Below are 14,948 nucleotides of genomic sequence, written 5' to 3' on the forward strand. Positions count from 1 at the left end.
GGGGAGTGGATTTCCTCACACCGGGCCGGCCGACCCGAACTGCTGAGCGCCCCGCTGTCCGGTCGTCGGTGCCTGTGCATGGCACCATGTGGTGTCATGCACAGGCCCCCCCGTCGCCACGACACCGTGCGCACCATCTTCACCAGCCTCGCGATCGCGATGGTGGCCGTGACGGTCGGCAGCTGCACCCGGGTGACCCCGGGGCACGCGGTGCCGGCCACGGTTCAGCTCGGCCAGCCGGTCCAGTGGGAGAAGTGCAGGTTCACCGCCGACACCAACATCAAGGTGCCAGGCGATGCCCAGTGCGGGTTCCTCGGTGTCCCGGTGGACTACAACAACCTCAAGGGTCCGGTCGCCCGGTTGGCCATGATCCGGTTCCCGGCCACCAAGGACAAGATCGGTTCGCTGGTGATCAATCCCGGCGGCCCGGGGGAGTCGGGCATCGAAACCGCCGTCAGCCTGGTCACCTCGCTGCCGCGCCCGGTCCGGGAGCATTTCGACCTGGTGGGCTTCGACCCGCGCGGGGTGGCGTCGTCGCGGCCGGCGGTCTGGTGTAACGACGACAAGGAGAATGACCGGCTGCGGGCCCTTAATCAGGTCGACTACAGCCCCGAGGGCGTCGAGCGCATCGAGAACGAGACCAAGGACTACGTCGCGCGCTGCCTGGAGAAGTCCGGCAAGGAGTTCCTGGCCAACATCGGCACTGTCAACGTCGCCCGCGACCTCGACGCGATCCGGGCCGGGCTCGGTGACGACAAGTTGACCTACCTGGGCTACTCCTACGGCACCCGGATCGGTGCGGCGTACGCCGAGGCGTTCCCGCAGAACATCCGCGCGATGATCCTCGACGGCGCCGTGGACCCCAACGCCGACCCGATCGAAGAAGACCTGCGCCAGGCGGAGGCGTTCCAGGGGGCGTTCGACGACTTCGCCAAGGACTGCGCCAAGGACGAGGACTGCCCGTTGGGCACCGACCCGGCCAAGGCCGTCGATGTCTACCACAGCCTGGTCGACCCGTTGGTGGACAAGCCCGCCAAGACCAAGGACCCGCGCGGGCTGAGCTACAGCGACGCTATCGTCGGCACCATCATGGCGCTGTACTCGCCGACGTTCTGGACGCACCTCAACGACGGGCTGTCGGATCTGGTCGACGGCCGCGGCGACATCATGCTCGGGCTGGCCGACCTGTACATGCGCCGTGACGCAGGCGGCCACTACACCAACGCCACCGACGCCCGGGTGGCGGTCAACTGTGTCGACCAGCCGCCGATCACCGACCGCGAGAAGGTGATCGACGAGGACCGGCGGTCGCGGGAGGTCGCGCCATTCATGAGCTACGGCAAGTTCACCGGCGACGCACCGCTGGGCACCTGTGCGTTCTGGCCGGTGCCGCCGACCACCAAGCCGCACGCCATCTCGGTACCCGACCTGCCGCCGACGATGGTGGTGTCGACCACCCGCGATCCGGCTACCCCGTATCAGGCCGGAGTGGACCTGGCCAAGCAGCTGCACGGCAGCCTGTTGACGTTCAACGGAACCCAACACACGGTGGTGTTTCAGGGCAACGAATGCGTGGACGGCTTCGCCACCCGCTACCTGGTCGAAGGGAGCCTGCCGCCTGCCGGTGCGAAGTGCTGAGCGCTGCTACGCTTCGCGGTATGGACCGTCAGAAGGAGTTTGTGCTCCGCACGCTGGAGGAACGCGACATTCGTTTCGTCCGGCTCTGGTTCACCGATGTGCTGGGTTACCTGAAGTCGGTGGCGATCGCCCCGGCTGAGCTCGAGGGTGCCTTCGAGGAAGGTGTCGGCTTCGACGGCTCGGCGATCGAGGGCTTCGCCCGGGTCTTCGAGTCCGACATGGTCGCTCATCCGGATCCGTCCACGTTCCAGCTGCTGCCGTGGACCTCCGATGCCGGCCGGCAGTACTCGGCGCGGATGTTCTGCGACATCACCATGCCGGACGGATCGCCGGCCTGGGCGTCGTCGCGGCATGTGCTGCGCCGGCAGCTGGCCAAGGCCGGCGAACTGGGCTTCTCCTGCTATGTGCATCCCGAGATCGAGTTCTTCCTGCTCGAACCCGGCCCCTTCGACGGGTCGACTCCGGTCCCGGCTGACGACGCCGGCTACTTCGACCAGTCGATCCACGGTTCGGCCGCCAACTTCCGCCGCCACGCGATCGACGCCCTGGAGTCGATGGGCATCTCGGTGGAGTACAGCCACCACGAGAACGCGCCCGGTCAGCAGGAGATCGACCTGCGCTACGCCGACGCGCTGTCGATGGCCGACAACGTGATGACCTTCCGCTACCTGATCAAGGAGATCGCCCTCAAGGAGGGTGTGCGGGCGTCGTTCATGCCCAAGCCGTTCCGTGAGCACGCGGGCTCGGCCATGCACACCCACATGAGCCTGTTCGAGGGCGAGGTCAACGCCTTCCACAGCCCTGACGACCCGCTGCAGCTGTCCGGCACCGCCAAGTCGTTCATCGCCGGGATCCTGGAGCACGCCAACGAGATCAGCGCGGTCACCAACCAGTGGGTGAACTCCTACAAGCGCCTGATCCACGGCGGGGAGGCTCCGACCGCGGCATCATGGGGCGCGTCGAACCGCTCCGCGCTGGTGCGGGTGCCGATGTACAGCCCGCACAAGACGTCGTCGCGTCGTGTCGAGGTGCGCAGTCCGGACTCGGCGTGCAACCCGTACTTGACATTCGCCGTGCTGCTGGCCGCCGGCCTGCGCGGGGTGGAGAAGGGCTACGAACTGGGCCCGGAGGCCGAGGACAACGTGTGGGCGCTGACGCCCGAGGAGCGCCGGGCGATGGGCTACAAGGAGCTGCCCGGCACCCTGGAGCGCGCGCTGAGCGAGATGGAGAACTCCGAGTTGGTCGCAGAAGCGCTGGGGGAGCAGGTCTTCGACTTCTTCTTGCGTAACAAGCGCCAGGAATGGGCCAACTACCGCAGCCACGTCACCCCCTACGAGCTGCAGAACTACCTGGCGCTCTAGTCCCGGACGCCTCGTGGCCTACCCCGCAGCGCAGCGCCGCAAGCTGCCCAGCGTTGGGCGGCTCGGTCTGGTCGACCGGTACGCCACCGCGGACCTGACCCAATTGGGTTGGTACAGCTCCTACACCCAGGCGAACGTCGAGGTGTTGTGGGCGCTGTCGCGCGCCCCCGACGCCGACGCCGCCCTGCGCACGCTGGTTCGGCTGGCCGAGGCGCCGGGCATCGACTGGGAGGAGCTGAGCGCGGCGCTGATGGCCGACCGCGGACTGCGGGGGCGGCTGTTCGGGGTGCTCGGATCCTCACTGGCGCTGGGCGATCACTTGATCACCCACCCGCAGTCCTGGAAGCTGCTGGCCAGTACCGACGCCGACGACGGGCTGATCACCCTACCGACCGCCGAAGAGCTGCGAAAGCTGTTCTGCGACTGCGTTACCCAGACCACCGACGGTGCCTACGTCGAGCGGCTGCGGGCGCTCTACCGGGACCGGTTGATGGTGCTGGCGGCGACGGACCTGTCATCCACCGTCGTCGAGAGCCTGCCGGGGCTGCCGTTCACCGCCGTCGGGGAACACCTGTCCGACCTAGCTGACGCCGCACTGGCCGCCGCGCTGCAGGTGGCCGAGATACTGGTGTGTGCCGGCGAGCCCGCCCCGCGGCTGGCGGTGATCGCCATGGGTAAATGCGGTGCGCGGGAACTGAATTACGTCAGCGACGTTGATGTCATCTTCGTGGCAGAAGAGGTCGACGCGCTCAGCGTGCGGGTGGCCGGAGAGCTGATGGCGGTGGCCGGCGAGGCATTCTTCGAGGTGGATGCCGGGCTGCGGCCCGAAGGCCGCAACGGTGCGCTGGTGCGAACCCTTGAGTCGCACCTGGCCTATTACCAGCGGTGGGCTAAGACCTGGGAGTTCCAGGCCCTGCTCAAGGCGCGTCCCGCGGCCGGTGACCCCGAGTTGGGCCGGGCCTACGCCGACGCGCTGCTGCCGATGGTGTGGACGGCCTGCGAGCGTGAGGATTTCGTCGTCGACGTACAGGCCATGCGTCGCCGGGTCGCACAACTGGTACCGGCCGAGATCCGAACCCGCGAGATCAAGCTGGGCGCGGGGGGCCTACGCGATGTGGAGTTCGCCGTGCAGCTGCTGCAGCTGGTGCACGGCCGCGCAGACCAGTCGTTGCACGTGGCGTCCACCGTCGATGCGCTGGCTGCGCTGGGGGCCGGCGGGTACATCGGCCGCGAGGACTCCGCCGACCTGACCGCGTCGTATGAGTTCCTGCGGCTGCTGGAACACCGATTGCAGCTGCAGCGGCTCAAACGCACCCACATGCTGCCGCCGCCCGACGACGACGAGGCATTGCGCTGGCTGGCCCGTGCCGCCCACATTCGTCCCGACGCCCGGCACGACGCGCTGGGTGTGCTGCGCGAGGAGCTCAAGGCGCAGAACGGTCGGGTCTCACGGCTGCACGCCAAGCTGTTCTATCAGCCTCTTCTGGAGTCGGTCGGCCCGGCGGCGCTCGAGCTGGCCGGCGGATTGACGCCCGGCGCGGCCGGCCGGCAGCTGGCCGCCCTGGGCTACGAGGCGCCGGAGAACGCGCTGTCGCATCTGGCAGCGCTGACCAATCAGAGTGGCCGGCGCGGGCGGGTGCAGACGGTGCTGCTGCCCAAGCTGCTGTACTGGCTGTCGGACACCCCCAACCCCGATGCCGGGCTGCTGGCCTACCGGCGGCTCAGCGAGGCACTGGCCGCGCAGCGCTGGTATCTGAGCACCTTGCGTGACAGCAGTGCCGTCGCCAAACGACTGATGCGGGTGCTGGGCACCTCGGCGTACGTCCCGGAACTGTTGATGCGGGCCCCGGATGTCCTGCAGGCCTACGGTGACGGTCCGGCCGGGCCCAAGCTGCTCGAGACCAGCCCGGACGCGGTGGCGCGGGCACTGCTCGCCTCGGTGGCCCGCTACCCCGACCCGGTGCGCGCCATCGCCGTCGCCCGCAGCCTGCGCCGCTACGAGCTGGCTCGGGTCGCCTCGGCGGACCTGCTCGGCATGCTCGACGTGACCGACATCTGCCGCGCGCTGACCGCGGTATGGGTGGCGGTGCTACAGGCCTCCTTGGACGCGATCATCCGGGTCAACTTGCCCGACGAGCAGCAGGCCCCGGCCCGGATCGCGGTCATCGCGATGGGCCGCCTCGGCGGTCGCGAGCTCGGCTACGGCTCGGATGCCGACGTGATGTTCGTCTGTGAACCTGTCGAGGGCGTGGGCGACGCCGACGCGGTGCGCTGGGCGACCCTGATCGCCGAGCAGGTCCGGGCGCTGCTGGCCACCGCCAGCGTCGACCCGCCGCTGCAGGTCGACATCAACCTGCGACCCGAGGGCCGCAACGGGCCGCCGGTGCGCACCCTGGCCTCCTATGCGGCCTACTACGCGCAGTGGGCGCAACCCTGGGAGGTCCAGGCGTTGCTGCGCGCCGACTGGGTCGCCGGCGATGCGGATCTGGGTCGCCGATTCCTGTTGATGGTCGATGACACCCGGTATCCCGACGGCGGGGTGTCCGCCGATGCGGTGCGCGAGATCCGCCGGGTCAAGGCCCGGGTCGACGCCGAGCGGCTGCCGCGGGGCGCCGATCCCAACACCCACACCAAACTGGGCCGCGGCGGGCTGGCCGACGTCGAGTGGACGGTGCAGTTGCTGCAGTTGCGCCATGCCCATCGTGTACCGGCGTTGCACAACACCTCGACGCTGGAGACCCTGGACGCCATAGCCGCCGCGGAGTTGCTCGACGAAGGCGATGTGGATCGGCTGCGGCAGGCGTGGCTGACGGCCACTCGGGCCCGTAACGCGCTGGTGCTGGTGCGCGGCAAGCCCACCGATCAGTTGCCGGGCCCGGGGCGTGCGCTCAATGCGGTTGCGGTGGCCGCCGGCTGGCCCGGTGGTGACGGCGGTGAGTTCCTGGACAACTACCTGCGGGTGACGCGGCGCGCGAAGTCTGTGGTGCGCAAGGTATTCGGAGATTGAGGGAGTACATCTGTGGTGGATTTCGGAGCGCAGTCAGGCGTGCCGACGATCGGCGCCGACGAGAGCGAGCACCTGTTGGCGCGCTACGGCCCGCTGGCGGAGGCGGTACGTGAGCTCATCGATGCCACCATCCGGACCCAGGCCGACGACGCCACGATGCGCGAGGCCACCACGCAGGTGCGCCAGGTGACCGAGCGGCTGCGCGACGGAATCCTCAGCGACGCACCCGGAATGCGCTATGTCGTCGACGGCCGGCCGCTGGCATGGGGCAACGCGGTGATCGGCCTGCGCAACCCGATCGCCCCGCCACTGGTGATCGAGCACGGCGGTTCAGCGAGCCTCGACGGAGGAGAGGCGACGCTGGGACCGCCGCATGAACACGGCGAGAACGGCCACTGCTGGAGCGACTTTCACCTGGGCGCCGCCTACGAGGGCCCGCCGTCGCTGGTCCACGGCGGCGTGAGTGCGTTGATCCTCGACCATCTGCTCGGCGAGGCCGCCAGTGAAGGCCTGACCAAACCGCTGTTCACCGGCACCATCACGGTGAAGTACCTGCGTGGCACCCCACTGGGGCCACTGCGGGCCGAAGCCTGGGTGTATCGCCGAGAGGCCATCAAGACGTATGCCCGCGGCCATATCGCGGACTCCGCCGGGGTCACGGTGGAGGCCGAAGGGGTGTTCATCATCCCGGCTTGGGCTCGCGAATCGGTGGAGTGACGGATGCATTCCTGAGGCCGATCCCAATTAAATCTGATATTGTTCTGAAAACTGTCTTGTGATTGGGGGGTGCGTCGATGTCTGGTCGAGTCGGTTATTCGATGACCGGGGCGGGTCTGATCGGTGGGGTGGCCGCCGTCGCGATGACGCTGGGGCTGGGCGGAGTCGACGCCGGTGCCTCGGATCAGCAGATCAGCCTCGCTGCCGCCGGTCAGAACGCCGATGCGAGCGACCTGCTGGGGATGGCCAGCACGAACTTCCTCGATGCCAAGGACATCTACACCGGGATTGACACCACTGAGCTGTCCGACCAGGTGGCGTCCGCGGTCGAGGCGCTTCATCGCCAGCCCGACATTCTCGACCGGGCGGTGAACATCCTGGACAACCACGTGTCGCCGGCCGAAGCGGCCATCCTTTCGCAGTCGGGCTCGATGGCGGAGCTGATCGATCAACTGTTCTTCACGCCGCTCAACCAGCAGTGGGCGGATTCCAGCGAGTCGATGCTCACGGCCATGCAGGCGTTCGACGGTGCGGTCACGTCCGGCTCGATACCGGACATCATGGCCGCTGAACTCCAAATACTCGGGGTCGACTTCTTTCAGGTGATCCCGGCGGCGCTGATGTCCGTTCCCGTCGTATGGATCGGCAGCCTGTTCGACGATGCCGTGTCCGTGTCGGACCTCGGCCTCCTCTTCTGACCGGCCGGCACGGCACACCTGGTCACCAGCCGAAGACAGCCACGTTGCTGCCGGGGCTGTGACCGTGGCGGCCGACTCGGTGGATGACATAGGCGACCATTCCGGTGAAAGTCGGATCGTAGGAGTCGTGGGTGAGTTGCCAGGTTCCGTCGTGGTCGACCAGAACCAGCGGACGCACCACTGGGATCGGTGCCCGCGGCCCGGTGAGGGTTGCGGTGACACCGGCCAGGTTGTTGATCGCCGGCTGGATGTCGGTGACGTCGAACGTGAACGGCAAGGCGTGGTGTCGGACCAGTTTGGCCAACCCCTGATCGTTCCGGCCCATCTCATCGGGTGATAAACCGCCGTCGATCAGCTTGGCCTTGTCAGCGTCGGGGACGTTCGGATCGGTCAGCTGGTTGAGCATCACTGCCACCTGCTCGGCGGTGGGGACCGGTGCCGCGGGTGGCGGTTCGGGATCGGCCTGGGCGTCAGCGGCGCAAGCCAGCGTAGCGGCCAGCAGTGCCGTGCCGATGACGAGTGTCGGCGTACGCATTGATTTATCGTACTACGACATAATTGGGGATCGCGGATTCCAGTGGTGAACAAGCCGACGTCACCGTCGCCGGCTCAGACGGCGCCGTCGTCGGGTGGGTCGGGGTCGCCTCGGAGGAGTTCTTCGGGGTGATGCGCGTGGTTGATTTCCGGCGGGGCGGTGCCGTCGGTCCAGCCCAGGCGGCCTGATTCGGTCGGCACCGTCACCTGGCGACCTTCGCTGGCGTCGGTGTGGTCGGGGCCGCAGGCGAAGAACAGTTCGTCGGCGTTGGTGCGCCCACCTTTTGCCCAGGGGTGGGCGTGGTGGACTTCGCTGTGGTATCCGGGGACGGTGCAGTTCGGCCTGGTGCATCCGCGATCACGCGCGTGACAGATCAGGCGTTGGTCGGCGGTGGCGATGCGCTTCTGCCGGCCCAGGTATAGGGGGCGCTTGGTGTGGTCGTCGAATACGGCCAGATAGTGAATCGCGTTGCCGGCCATGGCGATCAGATCCCGCATGGGGAGTCGCGAGCCGCCTCCGGTATGTGCGGGAGCCGGCATCGCGATGGTCGGGTCGATAAAGGCGTGGGCGGCTTGGTTGATTTCGGCCAGGGTGGTGGTGACTACGACCGTGACCGGATGGCCGCGATGGTTACCCAGTTTCCCTGAGGCGATAGCGGTGGCCAGGGCGAGGGTGAAGGCGTCGTGGTTGCGTTGGGCGGTACTGCGCTCATCCCGGCCGCTGGATCCGTCGGGCTGGCGGTGTCCGGGCCTGACCGCGGCGGCGACGGCTTCGAAGTGCGCGCGGGCCCGCGGGTCGAGCAGCCCGGAGATTTTCGACATGCCGTCGGGGCCTTGGCGGCCCAGTGTCAGGCCGCGGCGTCGGGCGCGGTCCTTATCGCTGAACTGGCCGTCGGGGTTGAGGTGATCGGCGATGCGCTGCCCGATCTTGGTGACCATACCGGCGTCGACGCGGCTGGCGTGGTCGACCAGGCTCTGTTCGGCTTTGGTGACCTCGGCCGGCGGTACCGCAGCCGGAAGGACGTCGACGGCATCGCAGACCGCACGGATGTGATCGTGACCGACAGTGCCGGATTCGACTGCGGCGGCCAAGGCCGGTAACTCCGGTGGGATCTCGGCGCCGGTCAACGAGCGTCGCGGCCGGATGCGGGCGGCCAGCTTGGTGCGGCGGGCGATCTCGCGTGGGGTGATGCGCAGCCGTTGCCACAACGCTGCGCGCACTGATTCGAGGGTGCCGACGCCGTCGGGCGGGTCGGCCAACTCGCCGAAGATCCGGTACATCAGCCCCCGGTTGGTGCGGTCCTGGGTTTCCAGCCGCTCGGCCACGTCGACCCGGAAGTCATTGCCCACCAGATCCGAAGAGGTCGCCCGCAACACGTCGTGGGCGGCGTCGATGGCATCCAGGGCCGCAGAGATCTGCTCTCGCGCCGCTGCCGCACCCAGTGCTGTTGCCATACAGCGACGTTAAGAATGCACCCCGACAACCCCGCCGGTAGACACCCGTGCAACAGCCCAGATTGTGGATCAAACCCCAACTGGGGATAACGACGTACGGGTCCGGGGACCCCGAGCGTCAGCAGTCGTAGTACAGCGCGAACTCGTACGGGTGCGGCCGCAGGTTGATCGGGGTGATCTCGTTGTCGCGCTTGTAGCGGATCCAGTTCTCGATCAGGTCGGGGGTGAAAACCCCTCCCTCGGTGAGGTATTCGTGATCGGCTTCCAGGTTGTCCATCACCTGCGCGAGGGTGGCCGGAGCCTGCGGAATATCGGCGGCCTCGTCGGGCGGCAACTCGTAGAGATCCTTGTCGACCGGGGCGGCCGGCTCGATCTTGTTCTTGATGCCGTCGATGCAGGCCATCAGCATGGCCGCGAACGCCAGATACGGGTTGCTGGACGAGTCGGGGCAGCGGAACTCCAGGCGCTTGGCCTTCGGGTTGGTGCCGGTGATCGGGATACGCACGCACGCTGAGCGGTTACGTTGGCTGTACACCAGGTTGATCGGCGCCTCATAGTGCGGGACGAGCCGCTTGAACGAGTTGACGGTCGGGTTGGTGAACGCCAGCAGTGACGGCGCGTGGTGCAGGATCCCGCCGATGCAGTACCGGGCCATGTCGGACAGGCCGGCGTAGCCGGCCTCGTCGTAGAACAGCGGGTCGCCGTTCTTCCACAGCGACAGGTGCACGTGCATGCCCGAGCCGTTGTCGCCGAACAGCGGCTTGGGCATGAAGGTGACGGTCTTGCCGTTCTGCCACGCGGTGTTCTTGATGATGTACTTGAACAGCATCAGGTCGTCGGCGGCGTGCAACAGGGTGTTGAACCGGTAGTTGATCTCCGCCTGCCCGCCGGAGCCGCATTCGTGATGACCGCGCTCCAGATACAGGCCCGCGTTGGTCAGGTTGGTGCTCATGGTGTCGCGAAGGTCGACGTACTGGTCGTTGGGCGCGACGGGGAAGTAGCCGCCCTTGGGCCGGGTCTTGTAGCCGCGGTTGGGGCCACCGCCGATGTCGTTGGGAGAGCCGGTGTTCCACCAACCCGAATCGGAGTCGACCTCGTAGAAGGTGCCGTTCATCTGCGAGTCGAAGCTCACCGAGTCGAAGATGTAGAACTCGGCCTCGGCGCCGAAGTAGGCGGTGTCGGCGATCCCGGTGCTGGCCAGGTAGTTCTCCGCCTTGCGGGCGACGTTGCGCGGGTCGCGTGAATAAGGCTCACGGGTGAACGGGTCATGCACGAAGAAGTTCAGGTTCAGCGTCTTGGCGGCCCGGAACGGGTCGATCTGCGCGGTGGAGTAGTCGGGCAGCAGCATCATGTCCGACTCGTGGATGGACTGAAAGCCGCGGATCGACGAACCGTCGAACGCCAGCCCGTCGGTGAAGACGTCGGCGCTCAGCGTGGAAGCCGGGATCGACAGATGCTGCATCATGCCCGGCAAGTCGCAGAACTGGATGTCGATGTACTCCACGTTCTCGTCGGCGACGAGCTTGAGAATGTCGTCGGCCGTCTTGTCGGTCACAGAAGTGCTCTCCTCCGCAGGTAGCCCCGGTCGAATGCAGGGGTTGCCGGTATGGACGTTACGCAACCGGCGCGTGGCCTCTCGACGCCGGGTCGGGTTCTCCGCTCGCTTATCGTATGGGCCATGAGCCGCACGTTCTCATCGTGGTTGTCCGGGCCCGAGTCGGCCGGACCCCACCCCGGCGAGGCAGCGCCGGGGGCCGGTCTCGGCCTGCCGGCCGCCGGACCCGGTTCGCTGGCCCCGACGGGACGCCGCGCGCTGGCGCTGCTGGTCGACTGGCTGGTGGCCTACGGGGTGACCGGCCTGGGCGTGCGGGCGGGTGTGGTCACACCCGAACTGCTCGCGACCGTGGTGCTGGGCATCTGGCTGGTACTGGGTGCGGCAGCGCTGCGACTGTTCGGCTTCACCCCGGGGCAGTACGCCTGCAGGCTGCGGGTGATCCCGGTGGAAAGTCCCGACGCCGGCGTGGGGATCGTGCGCGCTCTGGTGCGCGGACTGATGATCGCGCTGGTGGTCCCGGCGCTGTTCGCCGACGCCGACGGGCGTGGCCTGCAGGACCGGGCGACGGCCACCGCGGTGGTGCGCAGCCGCTGATTTCTGCCGGCGGCTAGCGACGCCGCGCGGCGCGCTGCACGCCGCGCAGCTTGGCGCCGGCCGGCATGGGGCCCTTGGGCATGGCCGCGGCCCCGGTCCGTGAGCCCAGCGCGGCAAGCCGCGATTCCAGCGAGTCCATCTGCTTGGCGGTGATATTGGCCGGGAGTTTGGTCAGGAAGCGCTCCAGCTTGGCCAGCGGGACCTCGCCCTCGCCGTTGCCCACCACCACGTCGTAGATCGGCACGTCGCCGACCAGCCGGGCGGTGCGTTTCTTCTCCTGCGCCAGCAGCGGTTTGAGGCGCGAGGCCGAGCCTTCGGCGACGAAGATGACGCCCGGTCGCCCGATCACCCGGTGCACGGCGTCGAGCTGCCCGGTGGCGGCCACCCCCGGGGTGACGCGCCACTTGCCGCGCAGGTTGTCCAGAGCCCAGGCGGCGGCACCGGCCTGCCCCTCGGCCTTGCGGTAGACCGACCGCTGAGCGCGGCGGCCGAAGATCACGAACGCCACCAGCGCGCCCAGTACCACGCCGAGCGGAATCGTGGTCACCTTGGCAAAGGTCCCGGCGTTCAGCCCCAGGAAAGTCGTCACGCCGACCACCAGGACGAACGCGCCGATCATGTACGGCAGCAGCCGGGTGTCCTCTTTGCGCTGAATCTGGAAGGCTTGCCACAGCTGCCTGCGGCGCTCTTTGCCGGCGGCCTTGCGGGTGGCTTTGGCCGCCTCCCGAGCAGCCTTGTTCTCGGCGGTGCTGCGCTGTCTGGGCATAGCTACCAAGGATACCCAGCGGCCTCCGGGGTCAGCCGTCGGCCGGGGTGGCGGGCCTGTTCGCCAGGGCCCGGTTCGCCCGGTTGTCGATGGCCTGCTGGTAAAGCCGGCCGGCCCGGTAGGACGAACGCACCAGCGGTCCTGACATCACCCCGGCGAACCCGAGCTGCTCGGCGTAACGGGCGTGCTCGACGAACTCCTCGGGCTTGACCCAGCGATCGATCGGGTGATGACGCTCGCTGGGCCGCAGGTACTGGGTGATGGTGACCAGTTCGGCGCCGGCCTCGTACATCGCAGAGAGTGCCTCGCGGATCTCCTCGGGGGTCTCGCCCATGCCCAGGATCAGATTGCTCTTGGCCACCAGGCCGGCAGCGCGGGCCTGGGTCAGCACGTTCAGGCTGCGTTCGTAGCTGAACCCCGGCCGGATCAGCCGGAAGATGCGCGGGACCGTTTCGACGTTGTGCGCCAGTACTTCCGGTCGCGTTTCGAATACCTCGCCCAACAGGTCGGGCCGGCCTCCGAAGTCGGGGATCAACAGCTCGACACCGGTGGTCGGGTTGAGCTTCTTGATGGCCCGCACGGTCTCGGCGTACAGCCAGGAGCCCTGGTCGGGCAGGTCGTCGCGGGCCACACCGGTCACCGTCGAATACCGCAGCCCCATTGTCTGCACGCTCTCGGCGACCCGGCGCGGCTCGTCGCGGTCGAGGTCTGCGGGCTTACCGGACTTGATCAGGCAGAACGAGCAGTTTCGGGTGCAGACCTCGCCGCCGATCAAGAAGGTGGCCTCGCGGTCTTCCCAGCACTCGTAGATGTTGGGGCAGCCGGCCTCCTCGCAGACCGTGTGCAGCTTCTCCTGTTTGACCAACACCTTCAGTTCGGTGTAGTTCGGCCCCATTCGGGCGCGGGTCTTGATCCATGACGGTTTGCGTTCGATCGGTGTCTCGGCGTTGCGTGCTTCGGCTCGGCTTAACCTGCGACCTTCTCCGACGGCGCTCACTGGGTCGATGTTACGCGTGGCCCGGAATGGTCACGCACCGGCAGCAGGCCGTCGAGCGCGGCGACGACAGCGTCCGCCACCGCGAGCCGAACGTCATCGACGCTGGTCAGGCTGCCTAACTCGGCCGACAGTGACGTGACACCGGCGTCGCTGATGCCGCACGGCACGATCGAGCCGAACGCATTGAGGTCACAATCACAGTTGAGTGCGAATCCGTGCAGGGTGGTTGCGCGGGCCACCCGCACACCGATCGCCGCGATCTTGCGCTCGGGCCGGCCGTCGCCGGCGGGCAGCCATACGCCGGACCTACCGTCGACGCGAATAGCGTTGAGGCCCAATCCGTTACACACCTCGATGAGCGACTCTTCAAGGCGCCGTACGTAGTTGACCACATCCAGTGGTTCGGCCAGCCCGATGATCGGATAGCCAACCAGCTGTCCGGGGCCGTGCCAGGTGATCTTGCCGCCCCGGTCGGTGTCGACCACCGGGGTCCCGTCAAGCGGGCGTTCCTGCGGTTCGGTGCGCCGTCCGGCGGTGTAGACCGGCGGATGCTCCAGCAGCAGCAGAGTGTCTGGACCGCCGGCCGCCCGGGCGTCGGCAAGATCGCGTTGCAGCTGCCAGGCGGTGCCGTAATCGACGGTGTCCAGCTGTCGCACGTCGACCGGTGTGGCAAGGGACCGGATGGACGTCATGGTCGCAGGCTACTCGGCCCGGACGCTACAGCGGGGTCGGGTGGGCGGTGGCGTATTGCAGAGCCTCGCCGATGGTGTTGTGCCGGAATTGAAAGCCGGCCTCTTCCAGCGCTGCGGGAATGGCTCGCTGACCGGTCAGCAGGCTGTCGGCGAACTCGCCGAGCCCAGCGCGCACCAAGAATTCGGGCAGCAGCATCGGGGTCGGGCGACGCAGCGCACGACCCAGCGCGGCGGTGAACTCGGCGTTGGTCACCGGCGCCGGGCCGGTCAGGTTCACCGGGCCGGACAGTGTGTCGTTCGCGATGGCGAACAACAGCGCGCGCACCTCGTCCTCGAGACTGATCCACGACATGTACTGCCGGCCGTTGCCGAGTCGTGCGCCGAGGCCCAGCGAGAACAGCGGCCGCAACCGGCCCAGGGCGCCGCCGGAGGGCGCCAGCACGATACCGGTGCGGGCCAGCACCACCCGCACCCCGGATTGCCTGGCCGACTCGGTGGCCGCTTCCCAGTCCCGGGAGAGCTGGGCCAGGAAACCCGTTCCCGCGGAGGAGGATTCGTCGACGGTCTGGTCCCGACTGTCACCGTAATAGCCGACCCCGCTGGCATTGACCAGGACGGGCACTCCGGCGACGGACACCGCGGCTGACAGTACCTCGGTCGGGGTGATCCGGCTGTCGCGCAGGTTCTGTTTGAACGCACCGGACCAACGGCGATCGCCGACACCGATCCCGCACATGTTGACCACGGCGTCCACACCGTCCAAGGCGTCGACGTCGATGAGGCCGGCCTCGGGGTCCCAGCGCACTTCGGCGTCGTTGGCCGGTGCGCGCCGCACGATGCGCAGCACCCGATGGTCGGCGGCACGCAGGGCCGACACCAGGGCGGAGCCGATCAGCCCCGACGACCCGGCGATTGCGACCTTGGCCACGCGCCC

General features: G+C 68.0%; 13 protein-coding genes. 6 read left to right on the forward strand and 7 right to left on the reverse strand.

Annotation, left to right across the window (positions count from 1 at the left end):
- Nucleotides 1-96 precede the first annotated feature (96 nt).
- The 5 genes from K6T84_RS12350 to K6T84_RS12370 all read left to right on the forward strand — a co-directional run bounded on the left by K6T84_RS12350 (nt 97) and on the right by K6T84_RS12370 (nt 7,421).
- On the forward strand, nt 97-1,638 hold the full coding sequence (locus tag K6T84_RS12350; RefSeq protein WP_225401822.1) for an alpha/beta hydrolase: 1,542 nt from the start codon (nt 97-99) through the stop codon (nt 1,636-1,638).
- A 20-nt stretch (nt 1,639-1,658) separates the two neighbouring features.
- Nucleotides 1,659-2,999, forward strand: a complete 1,341-nt coding sequence (glnA, locus tag K6T84_RS12355) for a type I glutamate--ammonia ligase (protein ID WP_224865374.1) — start codon at nt 1,659-1,661, stop codon at nt 2,997-2,999.
- 13 nt (nt 3,000-3,012) lie between these two features.
- Complete coding sequence (locus K6T84_RS12360) at nt 3,013-6,006, forward strand: bifunctional [glutamine synthetase] adenylyltransferase/[glutamine synthetase]-adenylyl-L-tyrosine phosphorylase (protein ID WP_224865375.1); 2,994 nt, start codon at nt 3,013-3,015, stop codon at nt 6,004-6,006.
- Between the two features lie 15 nt (nt 6,007-6,021).
- The gene (locus tag K6T84_RS12365) at nt 6,022-6,723 is read left to right on the forward strand and encodes a PaaI family thioesterase (protein WP_225401823.1); all 702 of its coding nucleotides are present in this window, start codon (nt 6,022-6,024) and stop codon (nt 6,721-6,723) included.
- A 128-nt stretch (nt 6,724-6,851) separates the two neighbouring features.
- A complete protein-coding gene (locus tag K6T84_RS12370; protein ID WP_224865376.1) occupies nt 6,852-7,421 on the forward strand; it encodes a hypothetical protein in 570 nt (189 codons plus the stop codon).
- Nucleotides 7,422-7,443: 22 nt separating this feature from the next.
- Here the strand turns inward: K6T84_RS12370 and K6T84_RS12375 are convergent, their stop codons facing one another.
- The 3 genes from K6T84_RS12375 to glnA (K6T84_RS12385) form a co-directional block, all read right to left on the reverse strand.
- Nucleotides 7,444-7,956, reverse strand: a complete 513-nt coding sequence (locus tag K6T84_RS12375; RefSeq protein ID WP_225401824.1) for an MTB12 C-terminal domain-containing protein — start codon at nt 7,954-7,956, stop codon at nt 7,444-7,446.
- Nucleotides 7,957-8,030: 74 nt separating this feature from the next.
- A complete protein-coding gene (locus tag K6T84_RS12380; protein WP_224865378.1) occupies nt 8,031-9,410 on the reverse strand; it encodes an HNH endonuclease signature motif containing protein in 1,380 nt (459 codons plus the stop codon).
- A 118-nt stretch (nt 9,411-9,528) separates the two neighbouring features.
- Nucleotides 9,529-10,965 (reverse strand): type I glutamate--ammonia ligase, encoded by a 1,437-nt coding sequence (gene glnA, locus K6T84_RS12385; RefSeq protein ID WP_224865379.1) that lies wholly within the window; start codon nt 10,963-10,965, stop codon nt 9,529-9,531.
- A gap of 123 nt (nt 10,966-11,088) precedes the next feature.
- Between glnA (K6T84_RS12385) and K6T84_RS12390 the strand changes: the two genes are divergently transcribed.
- Entirely contained in the window at nt 11,089-11,559 is a 471-nt protein-coding gene (locus K6T84_RS12390) for an RDD family protein (protein WP_224865380.1), read from the forward strand.
- A gap of 13 nt (nt 11,560-11,572) precedes the next feature.
- Here K6T84_RS12390 and K6T84_RS12395 read toward each other — a convergent pair whose 3' ends face one another.
- Genes K6T84_RS12395 through K6T84_RS12410 form a run of 4 tightly spaced genes read right to left on the reverse strand, consistent with a single transcriptional unit; the run spans nt 11,573 to nt 14,942 of the window.
- A complete protein-coding gene (locus tag K6T84_RS12395) occupies nt 11,573-12,325 on the reverse strand; it encodes a DUF4191 domain-containing protein (protein WP_224865381.1) in 753 nt (250 codons plus the stop codon).
- Between the two features lie 31 nt (nt 12,326-12,356).
- Nucleotides 12,357-13,322: a lipoyl synthase gene (locus K6T84_RS12400; protein ID WP_225401825.1), complete on the reverse strand. Its 966-nt coding sequence runs from the start codon at nt 13,320-13,322 to the stop codon at nt 12,357-12,359.
- Nucleotides 13,319-14,014: a lipoyl(octanoyl) transferase LipB gene (gene lipB, locus K6T84_RS12405; RefSeq protein WP_224865383.1), complete on the reverse strand. Its 696-nt coding sequence runs from the start codon at nt 14,012-14,014 to the stop codon at nt 13,319-13,321. Before lipB ends, K6T84_RS12400 begins: the two co-directional genes overlap by 4 nt.
- A gap of 25 nt (nt 14,015-14,039) precedes the next feature.
- The gene (locus tag K6T84_RS12410; RefSeq protein WP_225399405.1) at nt 14,040-14,942 is read right to left on the reverse strand and encodes a TIGR01777 family oxidoreductase; all 903 of its coding nucleotides are present in this window, start codon (nt 14,940-14,942) and stop codon (nt 14,040-14,042) included.
- Nucleotides 14,943-14,948 lie beyond the last annotated feature (6 nt).

Source organism: Mycobacterium zoologicum, from assembly GCF_020181635.2.
GTDB classification, from domain to species: domain Bacteria; phylum Actinomycetota; class Actinomycetes; order Mycobacteriales; family Mycobacteriaceae; genus Mycobacterium; species Mycobacterium zoologicum.